Raw genomic sequence first — 15,413 nt, 5'->3', positions numbered from 1 at the left:
CACTCCTAATTGTTTGCGAGCGCCTTCTGCAGCGCCTTTTCAGCTCGCGTTGCTGCATCACTTTCGCCATGTTCACGCAGAACCTGTGCCAGCTGGCGGAGCTGCGACGCCGTCAGGCCGACCCGCATGCTTGCTCGCGTATGCGACAGCAGTTGTGATTCGACGCCCGGCGTGGCCGCTAATGCGCCAACCGTTGCCAGCTCGCGGCTTTGCCAGTCGAGGTTATCACGGGCGAAAATGTCGCCGAAAAGGTGCGTTTGCAGGAACTGGTTAATCACCGGGGCAAAATCAAACAGTGGGCCCTGGACGGGAGTGCCTGAGATTTTTGTCTGGTTTGCGGTACCGACACGGCGAAGCTCATCCCCGACAGGGATCGGGGCAACGGGTTCTTTACCCTCAACGTCTTTGATACCACGTTGTTTACGTGCTTCGACGACCTTCATCAGTTCACTAAGCGCATTCAGGCTACGGGGGAAGCCCGTATAGGCATAAAGCTGGACGAGAATCTCTTTGGTTTCGTTTATCGTGAGCCCGACATCCAGTCCCTGATTCAGGGCTGCATTCAGCTTATCCATCTGACTGCTGGCCATCGATGCCGCAATCAACGGGATGGCCTGTTGGCTGGCTGACAGCGTATCTGAAACCTTTTTTTCGTGGTTCATTTCTGAGGCTCCTTTATTGACGGGCGCAGCATGTGCCGCGAGACCAAAACCAAAGGTCAGCAGTACCGCTGCCGCTAATGCTTTAATGGGCGTGGTATTGTTCATCTGTCACTTTCTCCATCCAGTTAACGCTTTTGCCATCCACAACCCCGGTTATCGCCAGATGCGTCATCGCGCTGCCGGGGGCCGCCCCGTGCCAGTGTTTGACGCCCGCCGGGCAAGAGACAACGTCACCGGCGCGGATAACCTGCACCGGCTGGCCTTCTTGTTGGGTGAGCCCAACACCAGAGGTCACAATCAGCCGCTGACCTGCCGGATGCGTATGCCATGCGGAACGAGCGCCGGGTTCAAACGTGACATAAGCCCCGGAAACACTGATGTCGTTATCCGGTTTGAAGAGAGGATCAACCCTGACACGACCGGTAAAGTTCTCGGCTGGCCCGAACACCGCGTTCTGACTTCCTGCTGGAGCGATATGGACAGCGGGATTTTGTTCCGCTGCCCAGGATGAAAATGTGAAGAAGGGCAGTAACAGCCCGAGGTAACGTAAATGTCCGATCATGCAAAGCGTCCTTATCAATGAAGAGGGGATTGCCTGCGATGATTTTATCGAGAGGGTGATGACGTCAGGCTGACGCCCCCCTGACAATTCTGTCAGTTAACCCTGGTCCCGGCTCAGTGCCGGATTGAGCATTGCCCGCCGCTTTATCCGCTTGTATCGCAAAGGTGAGGCCAAATGTATTGATGCCACCTTCACTACGCGCAAAGACATCTCCCCGGTGCATAATGGCAACGGCACGTACGATCGACAGGCCCAGTCCATGATGGGTGTCACTTCTGGCTCGGGAGGTGTCGACGCGATAGAACCGCTCGAAAAGCCGGTGTAAGTGCTCTGGCGCTATCGGCTCTCCAAGGTTTAAAACTTCTACCCAGGCCTGATGGCCTTTTTCGCTTAAGCGCACCGTAACCGTGCTGTTGGAGGGGGAATGTCTTGCGCTATTTTCCAGTAAATTGGCCAGTGAGCGGTGGAACAATCGCCGGTCGATGTCCGCGGTGACGTCGCCCTGAACATCCAGAGAGAGCTGTTTTTCAGCAAAAGAGGGTTCCACATACTCCGCTGTTTTCAGGGTTTCTTCCCGCAGGGACACCTGGGTAAGCTGGGACGCATGTTCACCCGCATGGGCATGGGACATGAACAGCATATCGTTAACTATCGATGTCATGCGCTCAAGTTCTTCCAGGTTGGAACCCAATAACTCTTCCAGTTCATCTTGAGAACGTCGGCGCGAGAGCCCCAGCTGCGTCTGGCCGATCAGATTAGTCAGCGGAGTCCGGAGCTCATGCGCAACATCGGCATTAAAGCTTTCGAGCTGTCTCCAGGCGACCTCTTGCCGTTCCAGCACGCCATTAAAAGATGATGCTAATTGCTGTAATTCGTCAGGTAATGCCTGGGTATTCAGGCGCTGACCATGGTCCCCGGGAGCGAGCTGCCGGGCCTGTTTACTGAGCGCCCCAACGGGACGAAGACCAATCCTTGAGACGATGTATCCCAGTAAGGCGACAATCACGACGCCCAGTGCGGTAATGATCAGCAATGTACGCGTGAACGCATCGAGTGTGCCCATGTACGGCGTGGAGTCGATAGCAACCACATAGCGCAACTCAGGCCGCTCACCGTTGGCGGGGATAGTTTTCACTAACAGAAACAGCGAGCAGGCACCTTCTGATGCACCGGGCACTTTATTAAAGCCTTCCTGTAGAGAAGACCACTGAACACCCACCGGGGGTGTTCCCCCCATGCTGAAGCGTGGGTTATCGCTCACTATCCAGTAGCGAACGCGCTCACCTTCAGAATTGGTTAACACCGTGAATTTATTGGCCAGCGTCGACCAGCCGTCAGCCGAGGTGCGTGCGGTGATCCACGGACTCATTAATGATTCACGGAACAATAGCTCGTTGTGCATCTGCTTTTGCAAAGAGTCATGCAAGGAACTTCTCAGCAGGATGCCGATAATGGACACAATCAGCAGCGCGGATAAGGCAAACATCAGCGCCAGGTGGACGGAGATGGAACGCTTAGGCATGCTTATCCCCTCCATTTATGCGGACCGGACTTCGAGGACATACCCCATGCCACGAACGGTATGTAACAGCTTGATATCGAATGGGGCATCCACTTTGGCCCGAAGTCGTTTAATGGCGACTTCAACCACGTTGGCATCGCTGTCAAAATTCATGTCCCATATCTGCTCCGCAATCATCATCTTTGACAGAATCTCCCCCTGATGTCGGGCCAGAAGGCTCAGCAGGGAAAACTCTTTCGCGGTCAGCTCCAGTCGCGTTCCGGCGCGAAATACGCGGCGAGCCAGCAGGTCGAGATGCAAATCGTGAATGTGCAGTTGGGTGATGTCTGCGCCATCCGTAGCGCGGCGGCGCACCAGTGCCTGAATTCGCGCCACCAGCTCAATAAGGGAAAAGGGCTTAGGGAGATAATCATCTGCGCCAAGGCGAAGTCCTTTTACGCGCTCGTCGACCGAACCCCGTGCCGAGAGCATCAGCACAGGCGTCTGTTTTGCTGCTCGCACCCCCTCGAGTACCCGGTAGCCGTCCATCCCCGGCAGCATCACATCCAGTATTATCGCGTCGTAGTCGAACTCCAGCGCGTAATGAAGACCTTCCGCGCCATCTGCAGAGACATCTACCGTAAACCCGGACTCACCCAACGCACGGGAGAGATAGGTTGACGTTTTTTCTTCATCTTCGACTAACAACAGGCGCATAACGGGACTTCCTCTTAACTTTTCATCGGTGCTTCAACATCGGAATAAACCTGCACAGCATCCGGCAGACGTTGACCCTGGATAGTGATCGCATCCAGTGAGCGGGTGAGCTCGGTCATCTCAGCGGAAGTCAGCGACACGCCGGTAGCCGCTGTGTTTTGCAGCATATGGTCTTTATTGGTGGTGCCAGGGATGGGAACAATCCAGGGTTTACGGGCCATGAGCCATGCCAGTGCAATCTGCCCCGGCGCAGCATTTTTTCTTATTGCCCAGGATTTCAGTAGTTCAACCAGCTGTAAGTTGTGTGGCAGGTTGTCAGGCGCGAAACGCGTTTCTGTCGCGCGGAAATCACCGGCAGCGAACCGGGTATTCTCATCAATCCAACCCGTTAAAAACTGCACGCCGAGTGGACTCCATGGCACGAACCCAATGCCCAGCTCTTCACACACTGGAAGCACCTGTTTTTCAGGGCCACGCCAGAGCATGGAGTACTCACTTTGTACGGCGGTCACGGGTAATGCTGCATGGGCGCGCCTCAACGTGTTGATGCCCATTTCAGACAGACCCCAGTGCAGGACTTTCCCTTGATCCATTAAATCTTTCACCACACCGGCGACATCTTCGATAGGGATCTGTGGATCAACCCGGTGTTGATACAGTAAGTCGATACGATCGGTACGCAGGCGTTTGAGCATATTGTCGACGACCTGCCGGATATGCTCCGGCCTGCTGTTAAGGCCCGGCAAACGCTTTCCCGTCTGTTGGTCAATGTTCCAGCCAAACTTGGTGGCGATAACGATTTTGTCCCTGAAGGGGGCGACACCTTCCCCGAGAATTTTTTCGACTTCAAAAGGGCCGTAGGCTTCAGCTGCGTCGAAAAACGTTACCCCTTTATCAAATGCCCGACGGATAACATTGATCATCTCGGGACGCCAGGGAACGGAGGTGTCGTATTTACGACTCATGTTCTGCACGCCCAGACCGACGGCAGAAACTTCCAGCTTCCCGAGTTTACGCTTGCCCGAAGCAGCATTGCGTTGGCTGGTTTGTCTGGAGGAATCGACCTGAGAGGATTGGCTCGCCGCCGATACGTGGGGAATCAGCGAGGCGGCGGCAATGCCCGCCCCGGCGACTAATAGCTTGCGCCGCTCTGGCATTGTTGGGGCATTCTGGCTTTTCATTGATCGCTCCGTTTCTCAGAAAATTGAACATGAATCTCATTTAATCGAGACCATTCTGCCTTTGGATTGCCAACATAAAGCTGACGGCTACCTGACAGCGCTGTCAGAAATGCTTTCCCATCCCAGCCTGTTTCCTGACAAAAATGTTATTTCCCTGTCACGATGCTGACAGCCCTCTCCGCCTAATCTGAGCCTGCAAATTTGATTCCGCGAGCCTGAATAACCAGGCTGACACTCATCGGGAGAGACCATGAAATTCACGCTTATCAGTGCAATGCTACTCACGGCAATGGCCGGAGTGACCTCAGTCAATGCGGCTGATTACAAAAAAAATCCATTCACACTCGTCTATGACGGTGCCATAACTGAGAACGTCAAAGGCAAGGTCAACATTCATCCCGTGAAATACGATCTGCATGGCATCCAGATTGCTGCGAATGTCTATACCCCTGCTAACTACGATCCCGCCAAAAAATATCCTGCCGTGGTGGTTGCACATCCTAATGGTGGCATAAAAGAGCAGGTCGCCGGGTTGTATGCCCAGCGTCTCGCCGACCAGGGCTACATCACCATTACCGCCGACGCGGCTTATCAGGGTGCCAGCGGTGGGATGCCTCGCAGCGTGGATAAACCCACTAATCGCATAGAGGATATCCACGGCATGGCTGACTACATCAGTCAGTATCCTGGTGTAGATACCGCCCGCCTTGGTCTGCTGGGTATTTGCGGAGGCGGCGGGTATTCACTTGTTGCGGCTGAAACTGACAAGCGGTTCAAATCGATAGCAACCATCAGCATGTTTAATTCAGGCCTTGTGCGCCGCAACGGTATGCAGGATTCACAGCTGGATACTATCCAGCAGCGTCTTCAGCAGGCTTCTGACGCACGTGCTCAGGAAGCAGCCGGAGGAGAAGTGCTTTACTCCGGCGATGCCAACCTGACTGATGAACAGATTGCTAAATTACCTTTTGCCTTGTATCGCCAGGGCTACGAGTACTACTGGAAAACCCACGCGCACCCGAACTCCACGTTTAAATACACCACCAGCAGTCTTCTGGATTTGATGAGCTTTGACGTAACGGACCATATCAATCTCATCAATAAACCGCTGCTGATGATTGCCGGTACAAAAGCGGATACGCTCTATATGACTGAAGATGCGTTCGCGAAAGCCACCGGTACGAAGGACAAAGAACTCTTCCTGATCGATGGCGCTACCCATATCGAGACGTATTGGGTGCCCAAATACGTTGACCAGGCAATGCAAAAGTTAGACGTCTTCTTCGATAAAAATATTTAGTTAGCCTCCGATGACGCCCCAGCCGTGCAGGCTGGGGTAGGTCCATCAGCTGTAGCCATTTTCCGCTTGCGTGTTCACGCGATATACCCAAATTAACGAAGTTGCGGTTAAAGATAATTACGCTGCTTAAATAGACGCTATGAATGGAATTCATAGACCTAATCTGGAACCGGGAATGAAAACGATGAGCCTGATGTGACAGGATGGATCTTGATAGAGTGAATCATTCACTTCAAATTACTTTCAGGCGGAGAAGCAAATGAGTTCGCAAGAGCCAACATTTAGTGAGGTAGTAAAAAACAGATACTCGGCAAGAGCCTTTCTTCCATCTCCTATCCCCAGAGAGAGCCTCAAAAACATTTTGCTCGAAGCGCAATGCGCACCATCCAACTGCAATACTCAACCCTGGTCCCTGCATATCGTTGCAGGAGATAAACTTCGTGAATTAAGCCACGCACTGAGGGAAGATCTGAGGGCCGGGAACTACAGTCTTGATTTTACGTTTGATAAAGAAGCTTATCCCGAGCCATTCAGGCAACGGGCTTCGGAGCAGGGGCGCTCGTACTATCAGGCACTGGGCGTTGCGCGGGGGGATAACTTAAGTCGCTCAGAAGTGGTCGAGCGTAATGTGAGATTTTTCGGCGCGCCTCATGTTGCCCTGCTGTTCATTCCTGCTGTAGGGGACAACGTTCGCGTAGCCTCTGACGCCGGTATGTATGCCCAGACATTCCTACTTTCCCTGGCAGCTCGCGGTTACGCAGGCGTTCCACAGGCAGTGCTGAGTTATTTTGCCCAAACGGTGCGTCGAATATTAAATGTTCCTGAGGGCTTCAGGCTGCTTTACGGTATTTCGTTTGGGATCCCAGATAAAACGCATCCCTCCCTGAGTTACAGGGAAGGTCGGGTATCCATAGAAGAAAGTGTCGTCTGGCATCAATAACGACGTTTTATTTTTTTATCTGAACGGTCAGTGCCATCAGGGCGCTGGCTGCTGTAAACAACGCAATTATCCAGCCCATCGTCCATGGTGTGCCGTCACTGAACAGGGCAAGAAGAAGTGAAGAGATGATGCCACTGCCGTATTGTAACGCACCCATTAGCGCCGATGCGGAGCCAGCCACATTAGGCACTGCGTCCAGAGCGCAAGCCGTGGATGTCGCCGCGATGATGCCATTCATAGAGAAGAACACGAACACAGCGCCGACAATCACGGTAATTCCACCCACACCCAGGCCGGTGGTGACTGCCAGCACTATTGCCGCAATAGCGGCGATGAATACGGCATTCCTGAGCAACGCTTCCAGTGGATAGCGGTGAACCAGACGTCTGTTGACCATGCTCACCGCCATCAGTCCAACAATGTTTACTGCAAACAGCCAACCGTAATGCTGCGGGTCAACACCGAAGTACGTGATGTACACAAACGGAGAACCGGTGATAAAGGCGTAGGCTGCAACGTAGTAGAACGTCAGACATAGCGTAAACCGCATGTATTTGGCATTGGTGAGCAAGGCATAGTAGTTTTGAAAAGCTTTGGTTACGGAGGCTTGTGAGCGTTTTTCAGCAGGTAATGTTTCGGGTAGCCAGAATAAAGACATCAGCATTAATGTTCCGATAATCGCCAGCAGCCAGAATATGGCATGCCACGAGGTGACTTTAATCATCTGCCCGCCGATCAGGGGCCCGGCAATCGGCGCGATAGCCATGATGATCATCAATGTCGAAAGCATTTGTGCTGCACGAGTACGGCTAAACAGGTCACGGATCATTGCTCGAGCCAGCATCGGCCCGGTACAGGCACCTAACGCCTGAAAAACACGCCAGAAGACTATTTGCACGATATCTGTTGATAACGCGCAGCCCACCGAGCCGACGATGAATAGACCTAAACCGATAAACAGCGGTAGACGGCGTCCATAACGATCGCTAATTGGTCCCCAAATCAGTTGTGCAATGCAAAAGCCGATAAGAAACCCTGTGATTGTCAGCTCTGCGTCACCCTGCAAATCTTTGGCCATCATGGGCATAGTCGGAAGATAGATGTCGGTTGATAAAGAGGTAACAGCCATGAGAGCACTGAGAATTAGCAGAAACGAGAGACCGGTTTTTTTAGCTGCAGCCGACTGTGTACGTGCCTGTTGATTAAGCATGGTGATCCGTTGGACATGAAGATATAGGGGTATGTTAACGGGTTTGTGCTTGTTGATAATCGTAGGGGGGAGGATAGGGACTATGAATGGTATTCATTAATACTTAATATTAGTAGCTTCATGAAACTCTGACCCTCAAGGAATACTCTTAGGAGATGCTAAATTGTGAATGATCAAAATGAACTTTCTTCTGGGCAAGATGATTCTATGCGCAATTTAGCAGGCTGGATTATGTTCTGGATTCGCAAATGCGATAATATAGCCACTCTTCCACATCGCTTTTTAACCAACGGGAAGCTCTGCCCAACTTAATTGGCTTCGGGAATAAGCCATCCTGTATCAGCTTGTAAAACCATTTGTCGCTCAGGCCAGTAAGTTGGGTAATGAATTTCATGTCAATAAACTGATCTTCCAGTAAAGCAGGTTTAGTTACCATATTGATGTGTTCCGGTAAGTTATATTAACCGGAGCGGTAGCAAACTATTTTACTACCGGCTCCTCCACATCAACGGGTTGTCCTGTAAAAAATCAGAATTGACGCGGTCTGCCACGATTGCTTCTTGCAGATATATTGTTTCTGTTCACATACACCCCTATGCCTTTTTGACTGGTTTTTGCCAGATAACTAATGATATATCTCAGGTTGTTTATATCTTCCGGATTGCGATGATCGACAACACGCTCAACGCTGGCAACAAACTCTTTTTTATTTCTGCAATGATGGAAGTATCCCTCATTATCGGTACATACTGCCCACTCATCTCCAATCATCCGAACCAACATGTAAGGATTATTGTGTTTTTGTCCGTTCAGATAAAATACAGCATGGACATGTAACCCTTTATCAGATGAACATTCGATAACCCAGTAATAGCCGGTTATTGATTTGTTAGCCTTAATCCCATTAATCAGGTTATGCATGTCCTTTGCCATTACATCGATACTCTGTTTTTGATATCGCATACTGTTCTTTCTCCAGCCGAAATCAATTCTTACAGCCAAAAGACGTGAGTAACGGTTAAACATCGCATCAAGATGCTCATTAATATCACTGATAATTAACGGGTGCATTTCGTAATTAGGGTTTGCATTGTAGGTAGTTGTCATGATTTATCCTCTGTAGCGTTCAATAGACAGGGGCATCATGTTTTTTGTCAGAAGCTCATTTCTGAAGAAATAAGCTTTATTCAAACGGGATATGTCTGGAATGGAGTAAGTGAGGTAAGAAAGGCTACGTTAGCACTTCTATAGATAATATTAAAAAACCTTAATTCGATTATCTCCACAAGTTATTCTCCTTACCAGTCTCCTGGCCGTTAAGTAAGGCATCAACAACACTTGCACAGCCTGCTTAATGACCCGTGCTTCTACGCTAAAACCATCCTGCTTAATGACAATGTCATCTGTGATCTCAGATGAAGGCTCTGTCTTGTATAAAAAAATTCTTGAGGTGGTAAGATTCACTATTAGCAATGCGGAAAGTTCGATTTTGTAGCATGGTAAACCCTATGAAATCACTATTTGTGAACAAATAATGAGCGTTTTTGATTGCTAAAAAATTACGATTTTATGTGTGTTTTATTAGTAATAAATTGACATTTTATCGCATGGTTGATTTAGTGGTTTTTGATAGTTTTAAGCCTTCTCGGGACATGGCAGGGGAAACATAATGACGTTGATGGAGTATGAGCGTTGCAGAAAGTACTATCAGTATGTGAGGTATCTGACTGAGCATCTCGGTGTGGCTGTTGATATGAAAATCGTCAGTTCTTTCTGTTCACCGGCGCAGTACGCGCAATTGATTCATTCGAAATTAGATCAGCGTTTTGATAATTCATCTCAGAAAAGAAAGGCTATAAGTGAGATGAAGTCGTATGCCACAATACATATTGTGTCTGAAAAACATTTCGACTGGATGAAATCAAATAGACGCATTGCTTGTTTTGCATGGCTCTGGATTTTTAGCAAATCTGATTTAGAACTTAAAAAATTCAACTTTACAAATAATAATGTTGCAGCATCAAATACAATACCTTCATTCTTCACCGGGGAGATGTTGGGGCAGTATTCAAGCGATGTAGACTTTGAAGCATTAAAGAAACATCAGATTAAATTATCAGATGAAAAGAACGTTAAACCAAATGACAGGGCATATGTTAATGATATCAGCTTGCCGGGCACACATGAGGTGAACACTGTATCCCGCAGCGCAAACGGTATAAATTTCGAAAGACTTAACCCCGTACATGACTCAAAAGAAACTTATGTGCTGTCACTGATGAAGGAAATTGATAGCTTTAGATGCGATGTAAATGAAAAAATTAAAATCATTAACGAACTCTATCATTCGTGGATAAATACCTTTAATGAATTCCCTTTACCATTTTCATGGATTGATCTGAATGAAGATGAAAATGTCTACTGGTTATGGAATTATATGTCTAAGAGCTATGTCGGTTGTGATGTACAACCAGCTACCAGCAGGCAAATGAAAGATTTTGCTATTGCGACCTTTGACTGCTGGACTGGCTGGAGTGTAGAACAGGCTGATATTATGAATGTCCAGGAGGGTATGTTTACGCCAGGTAGGGAAAAGAGTAAGCAGGAATTCCTCGCGCGAGCCCGCAATTCCTGGATACAAAAACGCCATCGGGATAAAAAATCCAAAGATAGTTCAGGTATTAAACTGACAGCGCAATCTAAAAATAAATTAATGTCTTTGCATAAAGCCACTGGCATTGAGCCAAATGTATTACTTAAATCGTTTATTGATGAAGCATGGAAAAAAATGACATCCGATAGAAAGGAGTAATTAAAGATGTTTTAGATATATATCATCTCCATGAAGACTAATCAGTTAAGGCAGAGCCACGAGGTTCTGCCTAATTAGTTTATTTCTCCGGAGATGCTTTTATGCACAACTCAGATAATGTTCAAACAATTCAACAAACTCTGTCGGCTCTGCCTGATTGGGCATCGGAACGTATTTTGCAACACATAAATAACCTGACAAATTACGAACCGGTTATAGGGATTATGGGTAAAACTGGAGCAGGTAAATCCAGTCTTTGCAATGCACTCTTTGCTGGGGAGATATCGACAGTCAGTGATGTGGTCGCCTGTACGCGTGAGGCACTGCGCTTTCGTCTGCAGGTTGGTGAACGTCTGATGACAATCGTTGATCTGCCCGGCGTGGGAGAAAGCAATGCCCGCGATGCTGAATATGCTTCCTTGTATCGCCAAGAACTGCCACATCTCGACCTTGTTCTGTGGCTGATTAAGGCTGATGACCGGGCTCTGGCTGTGGATGAGCACTTTTACCTTCAAGTTATTGGCGAGGCATACCGGCATAAGGTGCTGTTTGTTATTAGTCAGTCAGACAAAGTCGAACCCACCAGCGGTAATGGTCAATTATCCATGGAGCAGAAGCAAAATATTAGCAGCAAAATCTGCCTGTTGCATGAACTGTTCCAGCCTGTACATCCGGTGTGTGCCATTTCTGTCCAAGCTAAGTGGGGATTGCGGATGATGGCCGAACGGATGATCCGCTGCCTGCCTCGTGAAGCCAGCAGCCCGGTAGTGGCGCAACTGCAGTCTCCCTTTCGCACTACGACAGTCCAGGAAAAAGCGCGTAACGATTTTGGTGAAACCGTCGGTGCGGCGCTGGATGCGGTGAGCGCTCTGCCACTGATACCGGCCCCGGTGCGGGCAGTTATCAGGGCGGTACGCGATACAGTGGTGTCGGTTGCCCGTACCGTCTGGAACTTCTTCTTCTGAATATTAAATCCTGCCAGTAGTTTTCCGAGCCCTGTCGCCTGTGCGACAGGGCTTTCTTTTATTTGTTTTCCCCGTTATGAGGAGTCTGCTTATGACCCGTCTGGCTTCGCGCTTTGCCGCTGCAAATCTTATTCGTCGTGACCGTCCGTTAACCCGTGAAGAACTGTTTCGCGTGGTACCCAGCATATTCAGTGAGGACAAACACGAATCCCGTAGTGAACGTTACACATATATTCCCACCATCTCTCTGCTGGACAGTCTGCAGCGGGAGGGCTTTCAGCCGTTCTTTGCCTGTCAGACCCGTGTACGTGACCCCGGTCGTCGTGAACATACGAAGCATATGTTGCGCCTGCGCCGGGAAGGACAGATTACCGGTAAGCAGGTGCCGGAAATTATCCTGCTCAACTCCCATGATGGCACCAGCTCTTACCAGATGTTACCGGGCCTGTTCAGGGCTGTGTGTCAGAACGGTCTTGTGTGTGGCGAATCGTTTGGCGAGGTAAGGGTGCCACACAAGGGGGACGTGGTGAGTCAGGTTATTGAGGGGGCCTATGAGGTGCTGGGGATTTTTGACCGTGTGGAAGAAAAGCGGGATGCCATGCAGTCGTTGCTGTTACCGCCATCTGCGCAGCAGGCACTGGCAAAAGCCGCGCTTACGTATCGTTTTGGTGAGGACCACCAGCCGGTTACTGAATCGCAGATACTCTCCCCGCGCCGCTGGCAGGATGAGAGCAATGACCTCTGGACCACTTATCAACGTGTGCAGGAAAACCTGATTAAGGGCGGACTCAGTGGGCGTAATGCTAAAGGTGGACGGACACATACCCGTGCCGTGCGTGGCATTGACGGGGACGTGAAGCTTAACCGTGCGCTGTGGGTGATGGCAGAAACACTGCTCACGCAACTGCAGTAGACGTTTCATGTTGCCACGTTGTTAATATCGGACACCACCTGTCCGCATTACTAAATGTTCACGGTCCTCACTCCCCCGGGGATAGTCTGTAACCCCCGCCACAACTGACATTTGCAGAAATGAAAAATAGTTACTGCGGTGTCCATACCCTGACCGCGCCCCTCTTTAAAGTAATCACATCATTTTCAGTCAGTTAAATTTCCCGGAGAACCTCTCATGACACAGGCAGAACGTCGCCATGACCGACTGGCGGTCAGGCTGTCGCTGATAATCAGCCGCCTGGTTGCCGGGGAAACGCTGAGCGTGCGTAAGCTGGCGGCAGAGTTTGGCGTATCTGTTCGCACGCTGCGGCGTGATTTTCGTGAGCGACTGATGTATCTGGACCTGGAGTATCAGTCCGGATATTGCCGCCTGCGCACCGCTGGCAGTGAGATGCAGATGGTGCCTGATGTGCTTATCTTTGCCCACCGCAGCGGGCTGGCCGGGCTTTTTCCGGGTCTTGACCGCCGACTGGTCAATGCGTTGTTGATGTGTGATGAAGCACCCTGCGTTATACCACCAGCCAGTCCGGCCTCTTCGCCGTCAGAGCAGTTGTCATTCTGGCGACTGGTTAAGGCGATTACTGACCGCAGAAAAGTCACGCTGCTTGCTGACGGGCAGCGCTGCGAGCGACTGGCTCCGTGCCGGTTACTCATCCACCAGCAGACCTGGTATCTGATTGCCGAGCATAACGGACATATTGCCGTGTTCACCCTAGATGAAATTCATCTGGTTCAGCCCCTGCAGGAGTCTTTCAGACGTAACGACAGTTTATGCCGTCTGGCTGAAGACCCGGTGTTCATTCAGGCCTTACCTCATTTTCGATTTATTCAGCAGTCACTGCTTGCGTTTGTTCCGGCTGATAACAGGCCGGAATAGCGCAGCTTTTTATCCACCTGGCAGTAAAGAGGAGCCCGATGCTGTTATCGCCAGTATCGTCAAAAACCGGGGTATCCAGCCGCCTCATCGCCCTGACACTGCCCTCTGATGTACCGGTGGGTATTATCCGGGGCATTTATGTATTCACAAAAACTATTCATCTGATTTCAGTAAGGAAAAAAATGAAACTGATTAAATTATTACCTCTGCTGGCAATGGTTGCTGGCTCCAGCTTTGCTGCATCACCGGAGAGTACGGTCAAAGCATCAGGCTGTCTGGCAGTAAACGATATGCTTGAGAACCTCAATTCGCGGGAGTCCTGTGTTTCAGTAGATATCACCAGAACATTATCTGAAGGCCGTTATCTGGCGGTTGCTAACCTGAGTAACGGCAACATCTACCCGGTCCGCATGACCCTCAGTGACGGTGTCATTACCACACGTCCGGATACGGATGAAATTGATAAGCTCAACCAACAGCAGGCGCAAAAGCGCCGGGAAGAGCAGTTACAGAAAAAGCGTGACTACTATAAGGCCCACCCACAAAAAGAGAGCGAGTTTGATAAAGCGAAAAAGGCACATCTGAACCTTACTCAATATCACTCAGCCGCCTGCCGGGCCATTGGCGAAAAAGTATGGGATTCCATTCATGAAAATGTGTCATGCCAGATGATTGAAAATACGCAGCAGGTCAGTGATACAGAGCAAACGGGAACGGCCATTCTGAGTGGGCCAGGCGCAAGCAAATTTAAGCTCCCGGTGAAGTTCAGCGTGATTCAGGAAGATTTTATCCGTGTTGACGCCGATATAGCACCGGCTGCGCTGGCACAACTAAAGGCACAGATAGAAGCGTATAAAGAAAAACTGAATCAGCGCTAATGAACTGAAAAGGATAACAGTATGAAAATTATACCCTGTTTGCCAGCTCTGCTGTCTCTGCTGGCCCCGGCCTTCACTCATGCAACGGTGACCGAACAGCAGTGGGGCGAATGGTACGGCAATATGGGCGGTATGGAGTTTGCGCTCAGCAGCGACAATCAGGCCGGAGAGAAGCTGACTATCAGTTGCAGCAACAAAAAGATGGTTGTTGCCTGGCAGCTTCCGAAGGAGGATTACCGCGCCACCTCTGATGAAGGAATGAACGAGGTGTATCTTCTGATAAACAATGAAAAATACTCGCTTGAGAATGAAACTTTGCTTCCTGGCGAGGCCGTTCCGGCTCAGGTGGCTTTTGAAGCGCTGAAGCACACAGGAGCAAAAGACAAACTGGCCTTCACCGCTTTACAGTCAGGGGAATCGAAACCGTTCAGTGCCCGTGGTCTTCACGACGCGCTGAAAGATATCACCTGGCAGGATTGTCTCGATCAATCCTGACGGCTTTTCACATAAGTCATTCGACCAGCCCTGTTGCACGTGTGCAACAGGGCTTTTTGCTTTTTGAGGTCATCATCATGCCTGAATCCCCGTTACTACCGCCCGGTTCTTTCACCCGGCAGCAGGCCGAAGCCATTATCAGTCGGTATCACAATGTCACCATCGAAGATGACCATCACACGCATTTTCGTCTGGTTGTGCGCGACGATGATGGCGGCATGGTCTGGCGCGCATGGAACTTTGAGCCCGATGCCGGTGCAGGACTTACCCCTTATATCCGGCGCTATGGCATCCGCAGGTCATTACTCACCGACTGACAAACCCCATTCCCGACATCCATCTCCCGGACCATCCTTTAT

The 15,413-nt window shown here is 50.0% G+C and carries 17 protein-coding genes; 9 read left to right on the top strand and 8 right to left on the bottom strand.

Features of this window, described 5'->3' with window-relative positions:
- Nucleotides 1-5 precede the first annotated feature (5 nt).
- The 5 genes from U0008_RS16610 to U0008_RS16590 form a co-directional block, all read right to left on the bottom strand.
- Complete coding sequence (locus U0008_RS16610) at nucleotides 6-767, bottom strand: carboxymuconolactone decarboxylase family protein (protein ID WP_043495167.1); 762 nt, start codon at nucleotides 765-767, stop codon at nucleotides 6-8.
- Nucleotides 745-1,224: a (R)-mandelonitrile lyase gene (locus U0008_RS16605; protein ID WP_043495164.1), complete on the bottom strand. Its 480-nt coding sequence runs from the start codon at nucleotides 1,222-1,224 to the stop codon at nucleotides 745-747. The genes U0008_RS16610 and U0008_RS16605 overlap by 23 nt, the downstream gene beginning before the upstream one ends.
- 64 nt (nucleotides 1,225-1,288) lie before the next feature.
- Nucleotides 1,289-2,746, bottom strand: a complete 1,458-nt coding sequence (locus tag U0008_RS16600) for a heavy metal sensor histidine kinase (RefSeq protein ID WP_043495162.1) — start codon at nucleotides 2,744-2,746, stop codon at nucleotides 1,289-1,291.
- A gap of 15 nt (nucleotides 2,747-2,761) precedes the next feature.
- Nucleotides 2,762-3,442 carry a heavy metal response regulator transcription factor gene (locus U0008_RS16595; RefSeq protein WP_043495161.1) on the bottom strand — a complete coding sequence of 227 codons (681 nt, stop codon included), beginning with the start codon at nucleotides 3,440-3,442 and terminating at the stop codon, nucleotides 2,762-2,764.
- A gap of 14 nt (nucleotides 3,443-3,456) precedes the next feature.
- Nucleotides 3,457-4,623 (bottom strand): aldo/keto reductase, encoded by a 1,167-nt coding sequence (locus U0008_RS16590; RefSeq protein ID WP_193065637.1) that lies wholly within the window; start codon nucleotides 4,621-4,623, stop codon nucleotides 3,457-3,459.
- Nucleotides 4,624-4,897: 274 nt separating this feature from the next.
- On the opposite strand from U0008_RS16590, the gene U0008_RS16585 reads away from it, so the two are divergent.
- Together U0008_RS16585 and U0008_RS16580 are read left to right on the top strand one after the other, a co-directional pair.
- Nucleotides 4,898-5,923, top strand: coding sequence for an alpha/beta hydrolase (locus tag U0008_RS16585; protein WP_226929837.1), 1,026 nt, complete (start codon nucleotides 4,898-4,900; stop codon nucleotides 5,921-5,923).
- 259 nt (nucleotides 5,924-6,182) lie between these two features.
- Nucleotides 6,183-6,863 carry a nitroreductase gene (locus U0008_RS16580; RefSeq protein WP_043495156.1) on the top strand — a complete coding sequence of 227 codons (681 nt, stop codon included), beginning with the start codon at nucleotides 6,183-6,185 and terminating at the stop codon, nucleotides 6,861-6,863.
- A gap of 7 nt (nucleotides 6,864-6,870) precedes the next feature.
- On the opposite strand, the gene U0008_RS16575 is transcribed toward U0008_RS16580, so the two are convergent.
- The 3 genes from U0008_RS16575 to U0008_RS16565 form a co-directional block, all read right to left on the bottom strand.
- Entirely contained in the window at nucleotides 6,871-8,073 is a 1,203-nt protein-coding gene (locus U0008_RS16575) for a multidrug effflux MFS transporter (RefSeq protein ID WP_043495153.1), read from the bottom strand.
- A gap of 229 nt (nucleotides 8,074-8,302) precedes the next feature.
- A complete protein-coding gene (locus U0008_RS16570; protein ID WP_043495150.1) occupies nucleotides 8,303-8,509 on the bottom strand; it encodes a helix-turn-helix transcriptional regulator in 207 nt (68 codons plus the stop codon).
- 92 nt (nucleotides 8,510-8,601) lie between these two features.
- Nucleotides 8,602-9,180, bottom strand: a complete 579-nt coding sequence (locus U0008_RS16565; protein ID WP_043495147.1) for a YagK/YfjJ domain-containing protein — start codon at nucleotides 9,178-9,180, stop codon at nucleotides 8,602-8,604.
- A gap of 562 nt (nucleotides 9,181-9,742) precedes the next feature.
- On the opposite strand from U0008_RS16565, the gene U0008_RS16560 reads away from it, so the two are divergent.
- From U0008_RS16560 to U0008_RS16530, 7 genes are all read left to right on the top strand, one after another.
- Nucleotides 9,743-10,885 (top strand): hypothetical protein, encoded by a 1,143-nt coding sequence (locus U0008_RS16560; RefSeq protein WP_043495144.1) that lies wholly within the window; start codon nucleotides 9,743-9,745, stop codon nucleotides 10,883-10,885.
- Between the two features lie 101 nt (nucleotides 10,886-10,986).
- Nucleotides 10,987-11,850: a GTPase family protein gene (locus tag U0008_RS16555; protein ID WP_043495141.1), complete on the top strand. Its 864-nt coding sequence runs from the start codon at nucleotides 10,987-10,989 to the stop codon at nucleotides 11,848-11,850.
- 91 nt (nucleotides 11,851-11,941) lie between these two features.
- Nucleotides 11,942-12,763, top strand: a complete 822-nt coding sequence (locus tag U0008_RS16550; protein WP_043495138.1) for a DUF932 domain-containing protein — start codon at nucleotides 11,942-11,944, stop codon at nucleotides 12,761-12,763.
- Between the two features lie 216 nt (nucleotides 12,764-12,979).
- Nucleotides 12,980-13,681, top strand: a complete 702-nt coding sequence (locus tag U0008_RS16545; protein WP_043495136.1) for a DeoR family transcriptional regulator — start codon at nucleotides 12,980-12,982, stop codon at nucleotides 13,679-13,681.
- Between the two features lie 38 nt (nucleotides 13,682-13,719).
- On the top strand, nucleotides 13,720-14,559 hold the full coding sequence (locus U0008_RS16540) for a hypothetical protein (protein WP_043495134.1): 840 nt from the start codon (nucleotides 13,720-13,722) through the stop codon (nucleotides 14,557-14,559).
- A gap of 21 nt (nucleotides 14,560-14,580) precedes the next feature.
- Nucleotides 14,581-15,054 carry a hypothetical protein gene (locus U0008_RS16535; protein WP_051874172.1) on the top strand — a complete coding sequence of 158 codons (474 nt, stop codon included), beginning with the start codon at nucleotides 14,581-14,583 and terminating at the stop codon, nucleotides 15,052-15,054.
- Between the two features lie 77 nt (nucleotides 15,055-15,131).
- Nucleotides 15,132-15,371 (top strand): DUF905 domain-containing protein, encoded by a 240-nt coding sequence (locus U0008_RS16530; RefSeq protein WP_032751322.1) that lies wholly within the window; start codon nucleotides 15,132-15,134, stop codon nucleotides 15,369-15,371.
- Nucleotides 15,372-15,413: the final 42 nt, after the last annotated feature.

It is taken from the genome of Hafnia alvei (assembly GCF_034424155.1).
Classification (GTDB): Bacteria; Pseudomonadota; Gammaproteobacteria; order Enterobacterales; family Enterobacteriaceae; genus Hafnia; species Hafnia alvei.
The sequence above is the reverse complement of the archived record's forward strand: the minus strand, read 5'-3'. Positions and strand labels throughout refer to the sequence as shown.